Origin of the sequence: Streptomyces novaecaesareae (assembly GCF_000716875.1) — a bacterium.
Lineage (GTDB): Bacteria > Actinomycetota > Actinomycetes > Streptomycetales > Streptomycetaceae > Kitasatospora > Kitasatospora novaecaesareae.
The window spans coordinates 48,075-65,731 of the sequence record NZ_JNWQ01000002.1; the positions used below are offsets into that span (position 1 = coordinate 48,075).

Consider the following 17,657-nt stretch of genomic DNA (forward strand, 5'->3'; position numbering starts at 1 on the left):
AGCCGGGGGTCAGCGGTCCCAGCCGGTCCAGCGCCAGAGCCGGCCGGTGCCCTTCCGGGCCTCGACGCCGTGGTCGGTCATCTCGAACTCGCCGAAGTCCAGGATCAGCAGCGTGTCGTCGCCCGGGACGAAGCCGACGTCGATCGGCCGGTGCAGCGGCGGGCCGGCGGGCAGGCCCCGGGTGGACCAGTCGGTCGGGTCGACCAGCAGCAGGTCGCGGCCGAGCTGCGGACCGCCCGGCGGCAGGGTCATCGGCGCCTCGTCCCCGAACAGGGTGACCACCAGTTGCCCGGCCAATGGCGACTGCGGCGGGGCCACGGCGAACTTGGTGGCCGCGACGTGGGACTCGAAGTCGAGCACCGGCCGTTCGGGCGCGGGGAGTTCGTCGTGGTTGGCGAGCAGGAAGGTCGGCTGCGGGCCACGGGTGGGCTTGAACGCCGGGTCCGTCACCGGGATGCCGCCGACGAAGTCCGGCCAGCCGTACCAGGCGCCCTCGCGGACCTCGAACAGCAGGTCCGGGGCGTTGCCGATCGGCCGGCTGCCGCGGTCGTCGGCGCCCTGGTCGACCGCCAGCAGCCTGCCGTCCGGCAGGAAGCCCAGGCCGAAGGCGTTGCGCATCCCCCAGGCCACCAGCTCCAGGTTGCCGCCGTCGAGGTCGCAGCGGAGCACGGCCGCGCTGCACGGCAGCCCGGCCGGTATCCGCTGCCCGGGGCTGGTCGGGGTGCCGAACGGGACGAAGGCGCCGGTGGTGGTCCGCGCGCCGGGTCGGCCGGCCAGCGGGTCGTCGGTGGTGACGTTGACGCCGGTGAGCACCACGTCGAGGCCGGGGACGTCGTACGAGTGCGGAAGCCGCCCCAGCCAGCCGAGTTCGTAGGCGTCCAGCCCGATGATCCCCAGGTTGGACATCGCCCCCTGGGCGAAGTACAGCTTGCCGTCCCGGCCGGCCACGGCCATGTCGATGTGGTAGTTGCCGGGCCCCGGCATGCCGTCGACGATGACCGTCCGCCCGCCGTCCGGGCCGATCCGGGTGATCCGGCCGGCCCCGCCCTCGGAGACGTAGAGGTGGCCCTGGTGCCAGAGCAGTCCGGTCACCGGGGCGGCCAGGCCGTCGGCGAGCAGGGTGCGCGACGAGGTGTCGGCTCCCGGGCCCAGCCGCCAGACCCGGCCGCCCGGAGCGGCGCCCCCGAAGGGGAGTCCGGACTCGGCCAGGTAAACCTGGCCCTGGTCGTCGAAGGCGAGGCTGGTCGGGAAGTCCAGTCCGTCGGCCATTACGGTCGGTGATTGCACCACGGCTCCTCCACGGTCGTGCCCACAGAAGATCAGCCGCCATCGTGCGTCGGCGACGGGTCGATGTGTAGCAGCGTCCGGAAAGCATGGTCAAGAACCGTCCGAGCCCGCGGAGCAGGCCGGACGATCACCGGTTTGGTCGGGGAACGCACAGGTCGGACCGTATACGGAGGCCATCGGAAGCATGCCGGATCGGGCCGCTCGGGCCTGCTGTGCACCGCACGACGAGAGAAGGCCCGGGTGCTTCGGCGCAGCGGTGACGGGCCTCGCGCGGACACCGTCCGCAGGCGGTCCGGAGCCCTGGCTGAGGGCTTCCGGTCACTCTCGGTGGTCCCTGCTGGGCTCCTTTGCCGGGGGCGGCGGGGGACGGCGGCCGCCGGGGAGGGCGTCCACTCCATCCCCGACGGCCGCGCGGTGTCGAGGCACGGGGTCCTCGACCGCCGGGGTCCAGGCCCGGCACTTGGTAGACGGAGCCGGGCGCCGCGGATCGACATCGGGCGGGAGGAAATTTTCGGAGATCTTCCGGTGCGCCCTCGTCCGGTGCGCCGGCGTTCGGGAGGCCGGCGTTCGGGAGGGCGGCGCTCGGGGTCGGGGCACACGCACGACGGCCACCGGCGCGGCGTGGGACGCCGGGCCGGTGGCCGTCGGGGTTCAGATCAGTGCGTCAGTGCGTCAGTGCGGCGGTGTGCGGGAGGGGGTCAGAGCGAGTAGGCGATCAGCTCGAACTGCGAGGAGGCCGAGAGCCCGGGAGCGCCCGCACCGACGAACAGCGTGTTGCCGCTGATGGCCGGGAAGGAGATGATCCCGGCGGGTGTCTTGTCGCACCACAGCGTCCTGCCGGTGGCGGTGTCGAACGCGAACACCTGGCCGTCGAAGCTGGAGGTGAAGACCACGTCGTTGGCCACCGTGGCGGCGCCGAGCGCCATTTGGGGCAGGTCCCGCTTCCAGAGCACCTTGCCGGTCGACACGTCGGCGGCGGTGAGGCCGCCCCGGCCGACGCTGTAGTCGGGCAGCTGGAGCCCGCCGCGGGAGTCGAGCTTGCTGGGGGTGTCGACCCACGGCACGAACAGCCGGCCGCGGGCGAGCGCCATCGGGGTCTCGATGCCGCCGAGGATGCCCGGCATGACGGTGGTCGGGGTGTCCGGCAGTGGGCCCTCGTCGTTCAGGTGGGTGCCGACCGACAGGGTCCACAGCGGGGTGCCGTCGTCGGCCCGGTAGGCGAAGACCTTGCCCATCTTGCCCGCGGCGAGCACGACTTCCGTGCGCACCCCGTTGATCGGGGTGGTGGTGACGATCGGCGGGTCCTGGAGGTCGTAGTCACGGATGTCGTGCGGCGCGGTCTGCTGGTACCAGAGCAGCTTGCCGGTCCTGCTGTCGAGTGCCAGCAGGCAGTTGGTGTAGAGGTTGGGGCCCGGCCGGCTGCTGCCGTTGGGGTACTCGGGAGTGCCGGGGAGCGGGGCGGGGTTGGCGATGGTGAGGAAGAGCCGCCCGTGCGAGTCGAGGGCCGGTGCGTACCAGGTGCCGCCGCCGCTGTTGATCTCGGGATGGCCCCAGAGGTCGCCGTCCTTGATCGTGTTGAAGTTCCAGCGCGGCTTGCCGGTGGCGGTGTCCAGCGCCCAGATGGTGCCCATGGAGCCCGGCACGTACTTGCCGAAGGTGTTCGGGACGGTGCTGACCACGACGGTGTCCTCGTACACCTGGGGCGCGACGTCGATGCCGCCCTGGCCGGCGGCGATCAGCTCGCGCGACCAGACCGTCCGGCCGGTCGCCGGGTCGAGGGCGAAGACGCCGGTGAACGTCGTCCCGAACAGCAGGCCGTGGGAGTACGCCACGCCGTTCGGCCCGACCGTGGGGCTGTCGAACGTGTGCTTCCAGCGGACCTTCCCGGTCTCCTTGTCCACCGCGGTGACGTCCGAGTCGAGGTTGATCAGGTAGACCGTGTCGCCCACCACGACCGGATTGGAGGCCATGATGCCGGCGAAGGTCGGCTTGCCCTCCAGGGGCAGCCGCCACTTCACCTTCAGGTCCTTGACGTTGTGGGAGTCGATCCCCGTCCGGGTGACGTTCCTGGTGTTGGTCAGATCGCCGTTGGAGAGGGGCCAGTCCCGTGCGCGGTTCCCGTGGCCGTGGCTCTCCGCGACGGTCGTCGGGTCCGGCGCGGCCTCCGGGCCCGGGGCGGCCATGCCGGGCCCGATCGCCAGCACGAGCGCGGCCAGTGCCGTGAACCCGGCCCAGCCGGGTGTGCGGCGCCGGCGACGCCCGACCCCGCGGGTCTTGAGGATGATGGACAAGTCAACTCCCTTTCTGATCGGTTCGGTTGGATTCGGTGCCGGGGTGTCCGAGGATCACCGCACCTGGCGGGCGAAGGTCCGGACGTCGCCGACGAACAGCTCGGGCTGCTCCAGTGCCGCGAAGTGCCCGCCGCGGTCGAACTCGGACCAGTGGCTGAGAGTCGGGAGGATCTGTTCGGCCCACTGGCGGATCGGCCGGACGGCGTCCTCGGGGAACACGGCCACCCCGACCGGCGCGGCCAGCGGCCAGGGGCCGGCCCAGGTGCGGACGAAGTCGACGTCGAGCCGGTTGGACTCGTAGTAGAGCTGGGCGCTGGAGCCCGCGGAGGCGGTGAACCAGTAGATCGCGGCGTTGGTCAGCAGGCGGTCGCGGCTCACCGCGTCCTCCGGAACCGACTCCGCGGCCGTCCACTCCTTGAACTTCTCGACGATCCAGGCGAGTTGCCCCACCGGCGAGTCGGTCAGACCGTAGCTGAGGGTCTGCGGCCGGGTGGACTGGATCTTCCGCCAGCCGGCCCCGTCCTGCTCGAAGTTCGCGGCGAACTGCAGCCGGGCCAGGTCCGACTCGGCCAGCTTCGCCAGTTCGGCCGGGTCCTGCGGCGGGAAGGTGGCGAGCATGTTGAGGTGCACGCCCGCGACGTGCTCCGGATCGGCCAGGGCGAGCTGGAGCGAGACCGGCATGCCCCAGTCGCCGCCCTGGACGAGGTAGCGCTCGTAGCCGAGCCGCTGCATCAGCTCGGCCCAGGCCCGGCCGACCCGGGCGGTGTCCCAGCCGGTCTCCTGGGGCCGGCCGGAGAAGCCGTACCCGGGCAGGGCGGGGACGACCACGTGGAAGGCGTCGGTGGGATCGCCACCGTGCGCCCGCGGATCGGTCAACGGCCCGATGACGTCCAGGAATTCGGCCACCGAGCCGGGCCAGCCGTGGGTGATGACCAGCGGCATGGCGTCCGGCTCGGGCGAGCGCACGTGCAGGAAGTGGACGTCCACGCCGTCGATCTCGGTCAGGAACTGCGGGAACAAGTTCAGGTGCTCCTCGGCCTTGCGCCAGTCGAAACCGGTGCGCCAGTACTCGGCCAGCTCCTGCAGATAGCCGAGCGGCACCCCGCGCTCCCAGCCCACGCCCGGCAGCTCACCGGGCCAGCGGGTCGCCGCGAGCCGGCGGTTCAGATCGTCGAGGGCGTCCTGCGGGATGTCGATACGGAAGGGGCGCATACCGGGTCCTCTCGGTGGGCTGGCGGGGCTGACAGGGCTGACGGGGCTGACGGGGCTGATGCGGGCCGGCGTTTCGGCGGTACGGACGGCGTGCCGGGAGCGGCGGCTCCCGGGCTCCCGGGCTCAGCCCGCGATGGGGGTGTTCTGGTACGAGGCGATCCGCCAGTCGCCGCCCTCCTTGGCCAGCACCCAGGTCGCCCGGATCGCCCGCTCGGCCGTCACCTCGGTGTCACCGGGGGCCAGCACGCCGCCCCGGGTGACCAGCACGGCCACGTCGTCGGCCAGCGCGCGGATCGACGTCGGCTCGCCGGTGACCCGGGTGCCCTTGAACGGGCCGGCGAAGGCCTGCGTCATGAAGGCGCGGATCGCCTGACGACTCGTCAGATAGACGTCCCCGGGCAGGATCAGGGTCGCGTCCTCGGTGAAGACCTCGGCGAAGCCGTCGGCGTCGTGCTGCGCCCAGGCCGCGACGATGAGCTCGGGGACGGCGCGCAGCGCGGCGGCTTCGGAGGCGTTGGGCGAGGGAGTGGCGGACATGGTGTTCTCCTTCTCCGGTGGTCCACGGCCGCGATCGCGCGGGCCGCGGTGGCGGCCAGCCTCACACCCGGCCGAGGAGTGCGACAACTCCTTGATTGCGATGGTCCGTTGGCTCCGGTCGCCGCGAGGTGACGGCCGCGGCGGCCGCCCGGGCGCCGCAATCAGGGAGATGCGGGCACCCCGCCCGGGTGCCAGCCTCGACAGGGCCGATCAACGACCGCGGCCCGGACGGTCAGCCGTCCCCTGCCGGGCCGCCCACCTCGGAGGAGCCCCCGGATGACAGCCAAGGAATCCCCGTCGAGGGAAGAACTCGTCAGCCGTGCAGCAGAGTTGGTGCCGCTGTTGCAGAAGAACGCGGTGTGGCACGAGGAGAACCGCCGACTGTCCGACGACACCCTGGCCGCCCTGACCGAGTCCGGGCTGCTGCAGCTCCGGGTGCCGGTCCGCTACGGCGGCTACGAGTCGGACATGCGCACCGTCGTGGACGTGATCGCCGAGCTGGCCCGCGGCGACGGCTCCACCGCCTGGGTCATGTCGGTCTACGCGATCAGCTCCTGGATGGCCGGCCTGTTCCCGGACGAGGTCCAGGACGAGATCTTCACCGGCCCCGGGGTGCGCGTCAGCGGCATCCTCAGCCCGACCGCGGTGGCCGTCCCGGCCGAGGGCGGTGTGCTGCTCAACGGCAAGTGGTCCTTCAACTCCGGCGCGCTGCACAGCAGCTGGAACACCAACGCGGCCGTGCTGATGACGCCGGACGGGCCGCAGCCGATCATGGTGGCGGTCCCGCTGGCGGAGCTGGAGATCGTCGACGACTGGCACACCATCGGCCTGCGCGGCTCCGGCAGCGTGACCACCATCGCCACCGACCTGTTCGTCCCCGAGGCCCGCGTGCTGCCGATGGTCCCGGTGCTCCAGGGCCGGCACCGCTCCGTGGCGAACGCCGAATCGCCCATCTACCGGGCGCCGTTCATGCCCACCGCCTGCGCCACCGTGGCCGCGCCGGCCCTCGGGCTGGGCCGCGCCGCCAGGGAGGCGTTCTTCGAGCGGCTTCCCGGCCGGAAGATCAGCTACACCGACTACACCGACCAGGCCCAGGCCCCGATCACCCACCTCCAGGTGGCCGACGCCATCACCAGGATCGACGAGGCCGAGTTCCACGCCCACCGCGCCGCCGCCCTGATCGACACCAAGGGCCCCACCGGCGAGGAGTGGACCCTGGAGGAGCGCGCCCGGATCAGGCTCGACCTCGGCGGGGTCTGCTCGCGCACCAAGGAGGCGGTGGACATCCTCAACACCGCCAGCGGCGGGTCCTCGATCTACACCACCGTCCCGATCCAGCGCATCGAGCGGGACGTCCAGACCCTCAACCTGCACGGCATCCTCCACCCGAACACCAACCTCGAACTCTACGGGCGGATCGCCTGCGGCCTCGGGCCCAACACCCTCTACCTGTAGGCCTGTCCGGGCCTGCCCGCCGGGCAGGGCCGCAGCGACGGCGGCCCTGCCCGCACCCCTGCCCGAACGCGCGCCCGCACCCCTGCCCGAACGCGCGCCCGTACCCCAGGCCGGAACGCGCGCCCGTCCCCCTGCCCGTATCCCGTACCGACAGCCCGGAGGCCGCCATGGAAACACCCGCCCCCGTCGTCCTCGACCCCGCTGGACGTGACATCCACGCCGAGGCCGCCCGGATCCGGGCCAACGGCCCGGTCGCCCGGATCGAACTGCCGGGCGGCGTGCTCGCCTGGTCGATCGCCGACCAGGAACTCGCCCGGCAGGCCCTGTCCGACCACCGCCTCTCCAAGGACCCGCGGCAACACTGGACGGCCTTCGCCGAGGGCCGGATCGGCGAGGACTTCCCGCTCATCGGCTGGGTGCTGATGGACAACCTCACCACCCGGTACGGCGCCGACCACACCCGGCTGCGCCGGCTGACCGCCAGCGCCTTCACCCCGCGCCGCGTCGAGGCGCTGCGCCCCGAGGTCCAGAAGGCCGTCGACGAGCTGCTGGACGAACTCGACGGCTGCGCACCGGGCGAGGTGGTGGACCTCAAGGCCCGCTTCGCCCTGCCGATGCCGGCCCGGGTGATCTGCGACCTGTTCGGCGTGCCGGCCGAGGACCGCGCGCGGATGCTGCGCGGCGGCCAGGTGAACACCGACACCACCATCTCCCCGGAGGAGTCGGCCGCCAACGTCGCGCAGTGGCACCGGGAGATGGAGGAGTTCGTCGAGGACAAGCGCCGCAACCCCGGGGACGACCTGACCAGCGACCTCGTCCAGGCCCAGGAGGAGGACGGCTCCCGGCTGAACGGCTCCGAACTGGTCGGCACCCTGCACCTGTTGCTCGCCACCGGCACCGAGCCCGTGATGAACCTGCTGGCCAACGCGACCCGCGCGCTGCTCACCCACCCCGACCAGCTGGCGCTGCTGAAGAGCGGCAAGGTGAGCTGGGCGGACGTGATCGAGGAGACCCTGCGCGCCGAGGCGCCCGTCGCCCACCTGCCGTTCCGCTTCGCCGTCGAGGACATCGAGCTCGGCGGTGTCACCATCGCCAAGGGCGATCCGGTCCTGATCAACTTCGCGGCGGCGGGCCGCGACACCACCGTCCACGGCGACAGCGCGCACACCTTCGACGCCGCCCGGCCGAACAAGGAACACCTCTCCTTCGGCCACGGCATCTACCGCTGCATCGGCATGCCGCTGGCCCGGATGGAGGCCGAGATCGCCCTCTCCGCGCTGTTCCGGCGCTTCCCGGACCTCGAACTCGCCGTCCCCGCACAAGATCTGTCGCCGCAGGTCACCTTCATCATGAACGGCGTGCAGACCCTCCCGGTCCGCCTCACGCCGCAGAGCCGCTGACCGGAAGGGTGGTCCGAACCATGTGGGCAGCTGTCGTACCCGAGGTGAAGGCGCGCTGGGAACTGCGCGAGGTCCCGACCCCGAAGGCCGGGCCCGGTCAGGTGCTGATCCGGGTCCACGCCTGCGGGGTCTGCCACAACGACCTGTGGGTCAGCCAGGGGGTGTTCCCCTTCCCGCCGCTCGACCCGGTGGTGGTCGGGCACGAGGCGGCGGGGGAGGTCGTCGAGGTCGGCCCGGGCGTGGCCACCCGCCGGGTCGGCGACCGGGTGGGCACCACCTGGGTGCAGTCGACCTGCGGCCGGTGCGAGTACTGCCGGCTCAACCTCCCGCTCACCGGGCAGTCCGGAATGAACTGCCGGGAGTCGGTGATGAGCGGCCTCACCGTGCAGGGCGGCCACGCCGAGTACGTGGCGGTGTCGGCCGAGAGCACGGTGCTGCTGCCGGACACCCTCTCGTACGAGAACGCGGCGCCCGTCCTGTGCGCGGGATACACCGCGTGGAGCGCGCTGCGCGCCGCCGACCCCAAGCCGCACGAGCGGGTCGCGGTCCTCGGGATCGGCGGACTCGGCCACCTCGCCGTGCAGTTCGCCCACGCCGCCGGCTTCGAGACGGTGGCCGTCACCCGCTCGCCGGACAAGCACGCACTGGCCCGGACCCTCGGCGCGGACCACGTGGTCGCCGACGGCGAGCAGCTGCGCGCGGCGGGCGGCGCCGACGTCGTCCTGGTGACCGGCACCTCCTACCGGGCCGCCACCGAGACCCTCCAGGGGCTGCGGCCGAACGGCCGGATCGTGCTCGCCACCATCGACCCGGTGGACTCCTTCACGATCCCGCCCACCAGCCCGTTCTGGGCGCAGCGCCAGCAGGTGATCGGCTCCACCCACAACGGCCTCGACCAGCTCACCGAAGCCCTCGACCTGGTCGCCTCCGGGGCGGTCACCCCGATGGTCGAGACCTTCCCCAAGGAGCGGGTCGCCGAGGCGCTGGACCGGGTCGAGCGCGGCGAGGTCCGCTTCCGCGCTGTCATCAGCTATACCTGACGGACCGTCATCAACACTGTCACCAAAGGTTTTCCGACCGTACCGACCGATCTGGGGAGGACACCCTGTACAGGCGACGATTTCTGGGCCTCGCGGGCCTCGCGGCCGCCACCGGCGTGGCGCTGCCGGTGAGCGCACTGGCCCTGGGGGACCCGGAGCCGCCCGGGCAGCCCGGCCGGGGGAGCGCCAAGGGGCCGTTCTCCGTACGGATGCCGGTGCCACCGACCCTGCGGCCGGTGGCCCGGACGGAGGACACCGACGTCTACCGGCTCGACATCCTGCCCGCCGACCTCGAACTGCTCCCCGGCGTCCGGACCCCGTGCCTGACCTTCGGCGGCAGCTTCGTCGGCCCGACCATCCGGGCCAAGGAGGGCCGCCGCGTCCTGGTCACCTACCGCAACCGGCTGCCCGAGACCGCCAACGTGCACCTGCACGGCGGCCACGTCCCGGCCGACAGCGACGGCCACCCGATGCAGGTCATCGACCCGGGTGCCGAGCGGCGCTACGAGTACCCGAACCGCCAGCCCGGCGCCACCCTCTGGTACCACGACCACAGCCACCACCTGGAGGCCGAGCACGTCTACCGCGGCATGCACGGCTTCTACCTCATCGAGGGCGAGGACGAGAGCCGCCACCGCCTGCCGAGCGGCGAGTACGACGTCCCGATCGCCATCCGCGACGCGCAGTTCGACCCGAACGGCGGGCTGGTGCACGGGGACCCGGCGGCCCGGAACGTCATCCTGGTCAACGGCCGCTCGAAGCCGTGGTTCCCGGTCGCCGCGCGCAAGTACCGCCTGCGCGTGCTGAACAGCTCGACCCTGCGGTTCCTGAAGCTCAACTTCGGCTCCCTGCCCGTCCACCAGATCGGCTCGGACGGCGGCCTGCTGCCCGCGCCCGTCGACCGGACCGGGACGGACTTCCCGCTCGCCGCCGGTGAGCGGATGGACCTGGTGGTGGACTTCTCCGGGCTGGCCGTCGGCAGCAAGGCGATGCTCACCAACCAGGGCCAGTTCACCGGCGACGACCGGATCGAGCCGGTGCTGTGCTTCACCGTGGACCGCAGGGAGCGCGACCGCAGCAGGCTGCCCGGCGCGCTGCGCCCGCTTCCCGAACTGCCGCCGGCCACCGTGCACCGCGAGCTGACGCTCTCCTTCGACCTGAACGGCACACCGGTCGGCCTGGTCAACGGCCTGCCGTTCGACGCGGACCGGGTCGACCAGCGGATCCGGCGCGGCACCACCGAGATCTGGACGGTCACCAACGGCGACAGCGCCACCAAGTACGGCCCGATCCAGCACTCCTTCCACATGCACCTGACGGAGTTCCGGGTGCTCGACCGGGACGGCCGGCCGCCGCTGCCCGGCGACATCGGCCTGAAGGACACCGTGCCGGTCCCGCCCGGCACCTCCGTCCGCGTCCAGGCGACCTTCGGCGACTACCTCGGCCGCTACATGTACCACTGCCACATGCTGGAGCACTCCTCGGCGGGCATGATGGGCCAGATGGAGATCGTCGACTGATCCCGCCGGCCCCGCACGAAGCGGCGGGCCGGGCCCTCGGTGCCCCGGCCCGCCGCTTTCGCGTCCGCGGGTGACCCACCCGGTCACATCTCCAGCCCCTGCTCGAACATCACCTGACGGACCTCGACACCGGTGTGCCTGGCGTCCGGGATCAGCCCGGCCAGCTCGATCGCGCGCTCCCTGGTCTCCACGTCGACCAGGTAGAAGCCGCAGACGAACGCCGTGCCGCCCAGGTACGGGCCGTCGCTGCGCACCGGGGCGTCGTCGCGGACCCGGACGGTCGTGCTCTGCTCCGGCACCGCCAGCGCGTGCGTGGTGACCAGCTCGCCGGACTCCTTGATGAGCTTCATGAAGTCGCCGTGGCCCGAGTGGACCTCCTGCTGCTCGTCCACGGACAGGCCGTCCCACAGCACCGAGTCCATGTGCATCACGAGCAGGTACTTCATGATTCTCACTCCTTGGGCCGTGACCGCCGGGCGTCTCCCGAGGCCTCCACAGGAGACGTCGGAGCCGACGGCCCGTTCTCGACGTCCCGGGCCCGTCTTCGGCGAGGCCGGGACACACGTGCGCGGCCGGCCGTGAGGGTTCACGGCCGGCCGCGGGGAGGTCGTCGGGTTCAGCGCACCAGTTGGGCCGCCCGGGGGCCGGTCCGCTCCAGCCACCAGTGGGCGACCAGCAGATTGAGCACCCAGCCCGCCCAGTTGGCGATGTCCAGGAGCGTCGGCAGGTCGATCCGCAGGCCCGGGACGTGCGGCATCAGCTCGACCACCACCCGGCCCCAGCTGGTGCCGAGGGCCATCGCGAAGCTGTAGACCATCCAGCGGCGGTGGTCGACGAACCGGCGTTGCAGCGCGGCCCTGAGCCCGAGCACGGTGGTGAGCAGCCAGAGCACCCCCATCATCGCCAGCCCGATCCGGCCGCTCGGCGCCGTGGAGTAGGGCAGCAGCACCAGGGCCAGCAGCCCGCCCGGCAGCGCCCCGGCGAAGATGTACACCCGGCCGCTGATCCGGTGCACCCTGGGGTGGTGGCGGCGGATCCACGGGAGGACCTGGAGGAAGACCGTCACCAGCGAGATGTTGCCGAAGACGACGTGCCCCACCAGCACCGCGTAGTGCGCGGGGAAGGACGGGTCGAGCGGGATCCGGGCCTGCCCCGGGCCCCCGGTCAGGTAGCGGGGGAAGGCGTACAGGAGGTTGAACACCACGAGGACGGCCAGTGCCGCCACCCATGGGCTCTGCCACCAGCTCGGCCGGGCCGCGGCCGCCCCGGCGGGTCTCGCGCGCACCGGTCCGGCGGCCAGCGCCCCGGACGGCTCCGTGTTCTGTGTCACCGATGATCCTCGACTTCCCTGTTCGGTCCGGACGGTTCAGTGGTGTCAGTGGTGGTACTCGCCGGCGTTGACGTCCAGGCAGTGGCCGGTGACGGCACGGGAGAGCGGGGACAGCAGGAACAGCACGGAGTCGGCGACCTCGTCCGGCTCGGGCAGCCGGCCCAGGTCGAGGGTGGCCGCGATCTCGTCGTAGATGTCCTGCACGGTGACGTCGCGCTGCTTCGCCCACTGGCCGAAGCCCTCGCGCAGCGCGTCCGCCCAGATGTAGCCGGGGGCGACGGTGTTCACCCGGATCCCCTGCGGGCCGAGCTCGGTGGCCAGGCTCTGCGCCAGCGACAGCAGGGCGGCCTTGCTCATCTTGTAGCTGCCGAAGAGCCGCTTGGAGTGCCGGATCACCGCGGAGTTGATCATCACGACCGACCCCCGGTGCTCGGCCAGCGCGGGGGAGAAGAGCCGGGTGAGCCGCAGCGCGGCGTAGACGTTGGTCTCGAAGCCCGCGCGGACGTCCGCGAGGTCGACCTCGCCGAGATCGACCAGCGGGGGCACCGCGAAGGCGTTGTTGACCAGGGCGTCGACCCGGCCGAAGGTCTGCGTCGCGGCCTTGACCAGGGCGGCGGCCGACTCGTCGTCGGTGATGTCGGTGGGCACCGCCAGCGCCCGGCGCCCGGTCTGCTCGACCTCCTCGGCGATCTCGGCGATCCGGGACTCGGTGCGGGCGGCGAGCACCACGTCCGCCCCCGACCGCGCGGCGCGCAGGGCGATCGCCCGCCCCAGGCCGGGGCCGACTCCCGAGACCACGACGACCTTGTCCTCAAGCATCCTGCGCCTCCAGCAAGTCCGGCTGTTGATGGGGTGGTTGGATCGACAGTGCGTGGCGGAACACGTTCCGGGGGTCGTACCTCCGCTTGACCTGCTGCAGGCGCGGGTAGTTGGCGCCGTAGTAGAGCGCCGACCAGGGCACCCCGGAGGTGTTCCAGGCGGGATCGGCCAAGTCGGCGTCGGGGTAGCCGATGTAGGCGCCGTCGGTGCGCTCGTCGGAGACGGGGACGCCGCCCGTCCCGGCGTGCACCTCGCGGTAGAACTCCCGGACCCAGGCGATGCAGGCCTCGTCCTGGTCCGCGGACTGCCAGACGCCGCCGCCGTAGAGCACCTTGAGGATCGAGTCCCGCTGGGCGGTGGCGGTGGCGTCGGGGGCGACGGTGTTGACCTTCCCGCCGAAGCCGGCGACCACCAGGCAGGACATCGGGTTGATGTGCTCAGGGTCGCTCAGGTAGCGCCAGATCACCGCGAGTTGGCGATCGGTGAAGCCCTTCCGCAGATAGCCGGCCTTGTCCTTGTAGCGGCCCCTGGGGTCGTTCGGGAAGCTGTACGAGGGCAGCCAGGAGCTCAGCCAGGGCGCGACCTCGACGGTGTGCACCGTCGGCTCCACCCCGACCCCGGCGGTGACGGACTCGTAGTGCTCGGCCAGCACCTTCTCGGCGTCCGGCCCCTCGTGGTCGATCACCGCGACCATGCCGAAGGCCCCGGAGTTGCGGTGGGTGACGATCAGGTTGCTCCACAGGCCGGCCGCCGGCGACACGGCGTCGTTCTCCTCGTACCAGGTGCAGTAGTTGCGCAGCAGGGTGGCGAGGGCCCGCTCCGTCATCTCGGCCCAGGGCCACATCACCAGCCGCTTCCACACCCGGGCGGGTGCCTTGGGCAGCAGCTCGCCCGGCTCGGCGGAGTCGGCCCCCGGGGTGCGCAGCCAGTACCTGGTCACCACGCCGAAGTTGCCACCGCCGCCGCCGGTGTGGGCCCACCAGAGTTCGCGGTGCGGGTCCTCGGGGTCGGCGGTCGCCACCACCGCCCGCGCCCGGCCGGACTCGTCGACGACCACCACCTCGACGGCGTGGAGGTGGTCGACGACCAGGCCGTCCCGGCGTGAGAGGGGCCCGTAGCCGCCGGCCGCGAAGTGCCCTCCGACGCCGACGTCGAGGCAGGTGCCGGCGGGGATCGTCACGCCCCAGCGCTTGAAGAGCGTCCGGTAGACGTCCCCCAGCAGGGCGCCGGAGCCGACCTCGATGGCGCGGCGCCCGGGGTCGTGGGCGATGCGGTTCAGCTGGGACACGTCCAGCAGGACCTGCACCTCGGGGTTGGCGGTGAAGTCCTCGAAGCAGTGCCCGCCGCTGCGGACCGCGATCCGCCGGCCCGCCGCCACCGCTTCGTCGACGGCCGCCACCACGTCCTCGGTACTGGCCACCAGGCGCACCTGGTCGGGGCGTCCGACGAAGCGGTGGTTGTAGCCCTGGACGAGGTTCTCGTACCTCCGGTCCCCGGGGGTGATCACCACCGGGCCGGTCGGATCAACGGTCTTGTCGGTCATGCCCGTCGGCCGCTATCGGGCCGTCGGGGCGGGGGCGGCGGTCGCGGCGAACAGGTCGGGCGCCACGTCGCGGGCCATGGCGGTGGCCGACTGCCAGCCGATCTCGTGGGCGTTGCCGACGCCGCCGCAGAGCAGGACGAAGCGCCGGAAGCCGCCGGCCACCAGCGCGTCCAGCTTCGCCCGGACGGTCTCGACCGATCCGACCAGGGCGAAGGGGTTGCGCAGGTAGGACTCCGCGGGCGCCTCGAACACGCCCTGCACGCCGGTGTCGCCCTCCTTCGCGAGCGTCTCCAGCGGGCTGTCGTCGGGAGCGGCCCCGGCCATCCGGGCCAGGAACCCGCCGGCGGCCGAGATGTGCGACATGAAGCCGTCGCGGACGATCTCGGCGGCCTCGCGGTCGGTGTCGGCGATCACGGTGAAGCAGCTGGCCGCGGTGTTCGCCATGGACAGCTCGTGGCCGTGCTCCTTGCCGATCTCGAAGTAGCGGTGCAGGCGGGCGACCATCTCCGCCACGCTGATCTTGGACATGCCGCCCGCGGCCGGGTCGAGGTTCAGCCCGGTGAAGACGTTCCAGCCGCGGCGGGCCGCGGTCGCGAGGGACTCGTCCGTCTCCGCCGCCACCCACAGCGGCACCTGCGGCTGGACCGGCCGGGGCCACACGGTGACCTTGGCGACCTCGGCCTCCTGGAGGAAGGCCGCCGTGGTGGGCGTGAGGTCGGCCGGCGCGACCGGGTGGTCGATCCGGTTGACGGCCCCGTCGATGAGGTCGACGTTGTGCTCGAAGACGGCACGGTCCCCGCGCCGGCCGAGGCCGATCTCCAGCCGCCCGCCGGAGAGCACGTCGATCATGTTGAACTGCTCGGCGAGGTGGAGCGGGTGGTGCAGCAGGGCGAGGTTCACGCCGGAGACGAGCCGGGCCCTGGTCGTCCGCGCGGCGAGCGCGGCCAGCATGACGTTCGGGTGCGGGGACAGCGAGGACGGGCCGAAGTGCTCCGGCACGCTGAGCCCGGCGTAGCCGAGGCGTTCGGCCTCGACGCAGTGTTCGAGGTAGCTCTCGTAGAGCTTGGCGCCCAGTTTGGGGTCCCACTCCTCGGGTGCGCGCGATCCGGTCGGCGCGTAGGTGAGGTTGTCCCAGTAGACGAACTTGACGATGTCCGGGTCCTCGGAGAGTGTGCTCATGCCGGTGGTTCCCCTCTGTTCGCAAGGCTCGCAGTGGATGTGAATCAATCTAGCCAGGCCGCGTGGGCATGCCATCTTCCAGATTGCCGGTGCGGCCCGGCCGGAAGTGACGGTCCGTCAGGCACGCCTCAGGGGGCGTCCGGTCGCTCCAGGGAGCGGGCCAGTGCGAGGGCGTCCGCGCGCACCTGGCCGCCCAGCCGGGGCCGTTGGCCGGTGTCGGAGTACTGCCGGGGCCGGCTGCCGGCGGTGCGCCGCAGCACGGTCACGCTGTTCTGCCGGAGCTTGCGGCTCTCCAGCAGGTTCAGCACCTCGAACTCGCCGGGCTTGAGCCGCTGGGTGTCGGCGATGTACTCCAGGATCGCCTCGCCCTCGGGGTAGGTCATCAGGTAGTGCATGACCACGATCCCGCCGTCCGGATCGATCAACTCCCAGAAGTTCTCGAAGAAGTAGAGGCAGTCCCAGGCGTCCACCCAGGCGAAGTCGATCGGCCGGAACTCCCCGGGGAGCCGCCCGACGGCCCCGCGCATGTCGGAGTTGACGACGGTGACGCGCTCGGCGAGGCCGAGTTCGGTCAGCACGTCCGTCACCCGGGCCGCCGAGGAGCCGGGGTCGGAGAGGTCGTCGACCGCCACGAACCGGGGCCGGTACGGCTCGTGGTAGGCGGCCGGCAGCAGCAGCGCGGGCTCGCTGTCGATCCACGCCTCGTCCAGCTCCCAGCCCTGGGCGAGGTACGGCTCGGTCTTGCGGACCAGCGCGGGCGCCTCGGCCTCGGCGAGTTCCTCCGCCTCCGCCAGCGCCTTCGCCAGGAACGGGGTCGTGTACCCCATGCCGACCTCCAGCACCCGGCGTGGCCGCAGCAGGTGGACCAGCTGGGAGAGCAGCGGCGCCACCACCTCGGTGCCCATGCCCGGGACCCGCAGCCGTTCCACCGCGGCCCGGAACCGCCCGTCGGAGTTCGCGTCAGACGTCATCGCGGTTGCCCCTGCCCTGGTGGTGCTCGACGGCCTCGTAGAGCGCCTTGATGTTGCCGCTGCCGAAGGTGCGGGCGCCCATCCGCTCGATGATCTCCAGGAAGAGGGTGTTGCGGGGGTGCACGGAGCGGGTGAAGATCTGGAACAGCTGCCCGTCGTGGTCCTGGTCGATCAGGATGTTCAGCCGCTCCAGCTCCGGCACCGCGTGCCGCAGCGGGGTGAGCCGGCCCGGCAGCAGCCGGTAGTACGTCTGCGGGGTGCCCAGGAACTCCACGCCCCGGGCCGAGATCCCGCCGACCGAGCGCACGATGTCGTCCGTGGTGAAGGCGATGTGCTGGACGCCCGCGCCGCCGTGGTCCTTCAGGAAGGAGTCCAGGTGGCCGCTGCCCTTGGACTGGTCCGGGGCGATCAGGGTGAGGGTCACCGCGCCGCTCTGCACCACCTTGGTGATCATCACCTGCCCGTCGACCTCGATGCGCTCGGTGAAGGTCGGTTCGAAGTCGAGGACCTCGCGGTAGAAGGTGATCGCCGGGTCGATCTGGCCCGGCTCGACGCAGATCGCGAAGTGGTCGACCTCCAGCAGGCCGCAGTCCGGCCCGGTCGGACCGGTGGCGGTCGGCGACAGGCCGGGGAGCAGACGGGCGTCGCCCCCGGCGGGCCGCTCGACGAAGGTGTGGGCGATGTCGCCGACGCCCATGATGGTGGCGGTCACCAGCTCGCCGTGCACGGCCGGCGCGGAGACCGGCCGGGCACCGCGCCGCACCGCCGTCGCGAAGGCCGCCCCGGCGTCCGGGACGCGCAGCGCGATGTCGGCGACGCCGTCGCCGTGCTTCTCGACGTAGGCCGCTCCCGGGTGGTCGCCCACCAGGGGCTGGCTGAGCAGCACCCGGATTCCGTTTCGGCCCAGCGCCACCGAGCGCAGCTCCCGCGACTGCGGGGGCGAGGCCGCGTACACCTCGAAGCCGTACCCCCCGACCAGCCAGTCGGTGGCGACCGTCAGATCGGCCACGTAGCACGTGATGTGGTCGAGGATCAGGCCGCCGAAGGTCGCCTGACTCGTGTCAAGGCTCATG

Annotated in this window: 15 protein-coding genes; 4 read left to right on the forward strand and 11 right to left on the reverse strand. The window is 72.2% G+C overall.

Annotated elements, in window-relative coordinates:
• Positions 1-9 precede the first annotated feature (9 nt).
• The 4 genes from OP86_RS01180 to OP86_RS01195 form a co-directional block, all read right to left on the reverse strand.
• Entirely contained in the window at positions 10-1,287 is a 1,278-nt protein-coding gene (locus OP86_RS01180) for a PQQ-dependent sugar dehydrogenase (RefSeq protein WP_209440321.1), read from the reverse strand.
• 698 nt (positions 1,288-1,985) lie between these two features.
• Positions 1,986-3,578, reverse strand: a complete 1,593-nt coding sequence (locus OP86_RS01185) for an outer membrane protein assembly factor BamB family protein (RefSeq protein WP_033330566.1) — start codon at positions 3,576-3,578, stop codon at positions 1,986-1,988.
• Between the two features lie 54 nt (positions 3,579-3,632).
• Positions 3,633-4,790, reverse strand: coding sequence for an epoxide hydrolase family protein (locus OP86_RS01190; RefSeq protein ID WP_030057273.1), 1,158 nt, complete (start codon positions 4,788-4,790; stop codon positions 3,633-3,635).
• A gap of 123 nt (positions 4,791-4,913) precedes the next feature.
• The gene (locus tag OP86_RS01195; RefSeq protein WP_030057274.1) at positions 4,914-5,327 is read right to left on the reverse strand and encodes an SgcJ/EcaC family oxidoreductase; all 414 of its coding nucleotides are present in this window, start codon (positions 5,325-5,327) and stop codon (positions 4,914-4,916) included.
• 276 nt (positions 5,328-5,603) lie between these two features.
• Between OP86_RS01195 and OP86_RS01200 the strand changes: the two genes are divergently transcribed.
• From OP86_RS01200 to OP86_RS01215, 4 genes are all read left to right on the forward strand, one after another.
• A complete protein-coding gene (locus tag OP86_RS01200; protein ID WP_030057275.1) occupies positions 5,604-6,782 on the forward strand; it encodes an acyl-CoA dehydrogenase family protein in 1,179 nt (392 codons plus the stop codon).
• Between the two features lie 167 nt (positions 6,783-6,949).
• Positions 6,950-8,182 (forward strand): cytochrome P450 family protein, encoded by a 1,233-nt coding sequence (locus tag OP86_RS01205; protein ID WP_030057276.1) that lies wholly within the window; start codon positions 6,950-6,952, stop codon positions 8,180-8,182.
• Between the two features lie 20 nt (positions 8,183-8,202).
• Positions 8,203-9,222, forward strand: a complete 1,020-nt coding sequence (locus tag OP86_RS01210; RefSeq protein WP_033330569.1) for an alcohol dehydrogenase catalytic domain-containing protein — start codon at positions 8,203-8,205, stop codon at positions 9,220-9,222.
• 128 nt (positions 9,223-9,350) lie between these two features.
• Positions 9,351-10,742 (forward strand): multicopper oxidase family protein, encoded by a 1,392-nt coding sequence (locus tag OP86_RS01215; protein ID WP_209440322.1) that lies wholly within the window; start codon positions 9,351-9,353, stop codon positions 10,740-10,742.
• Positions 10,743-10,825: 83 nt separating this feature from the next.
• Here the strand turns inward: OP86_RS01215 and OP86_RS01220 are convergent, their stop codons facing one another.
• The 7 genes from OP86_RS01220 to hppD form a co-directional block, all read right to left on the reverse strand.
• Positions 10,826-11,188 (reverse strand): YciI family protein, encoded by a 363-nt coding sequence (locus tag OP86_RS01220; RefSeq protein ID WP_030057277.1) that lies wholly within the window; start codon positions 11,186-11,188, stop codon positions 10,826-10,828.
• 170 nt (positions 11,189-11,358) lie between these two features.
• The gene (locus OP86_RS01225; RefSeq protein WP_063832267.1) at positions 11,359-12,072 is read right to left on the reverse strand and encodes a DUF2306 domain-containing protein; all 714 of its coding nucleotides are present in this window, start codon (positions 12,070-12,072) and stop codon (positions 11,359-11,361) included.
• Positions 12,073-12,117: 45 nt separating this feature from the next.
• Entirely contained in the window at positions 12,118-12,891 is a 774-nt protein-coding gene (locus OP86_RS01230) for an SDR family oxidoreductase (protein WP_030057278.1), read from the reverse strand.
• Positions 12,884-14,434, reverse strand: a complete 1,551-nt coding sequence (locus tag OP86_RS01235) for an FAD-binding oxidoreductase (protein WP_051829530.1) — start codon at positions 14,432-14,434, stop codon at positions 12,884-12,886. Before OP86_RS01235 ends, OP86_RS01230 begins: the two co-directional genes overlap by 8 nt.
• A 12-nt stretch (positions 14,435-14,446) precedes the next feature.
• Positions 14,447-15,613: an LLM class flavin-dependent oxidoreductase gene (locus OP86_RS01240; protein WP_030057280.1), complete on the reverse strand. Its 1,167-nt coding sequence runs from the start codon at positions 15,611-15,613 to the stop codon at positions 14,447-14,449.
• Between the two features lie 128 nt (positions 15,614-15,741).
• Positions 15,742-16,584: a class I SAM-dependent methyltransferase gene (locus OP86_RS01245; RefSeq protein WP_209440323.1), complete on the reverse strand. Its 843-nt coding sequence runs from the start codon at positions 16,582-16,584 to the stop codon at positions 15,742-15,744.
• Positions 16,574-17,656: a 4-hydroxyphenylpyruvate dioxygenase gene (gene hppD, locus OP86_RS01250; protein WP_030057282.1), complete on the reverse strand. Its 1,083-nt coding sequence runs from the start codon at positions 17,654-17,656 to the stop codon at positions 16,574-16,576. Before hppD ends, OP86_RS01245 begins: the two co-directional genes overlap by 11 nt.
• Position 17,657 lies beyond the last annotated feature (1 nt).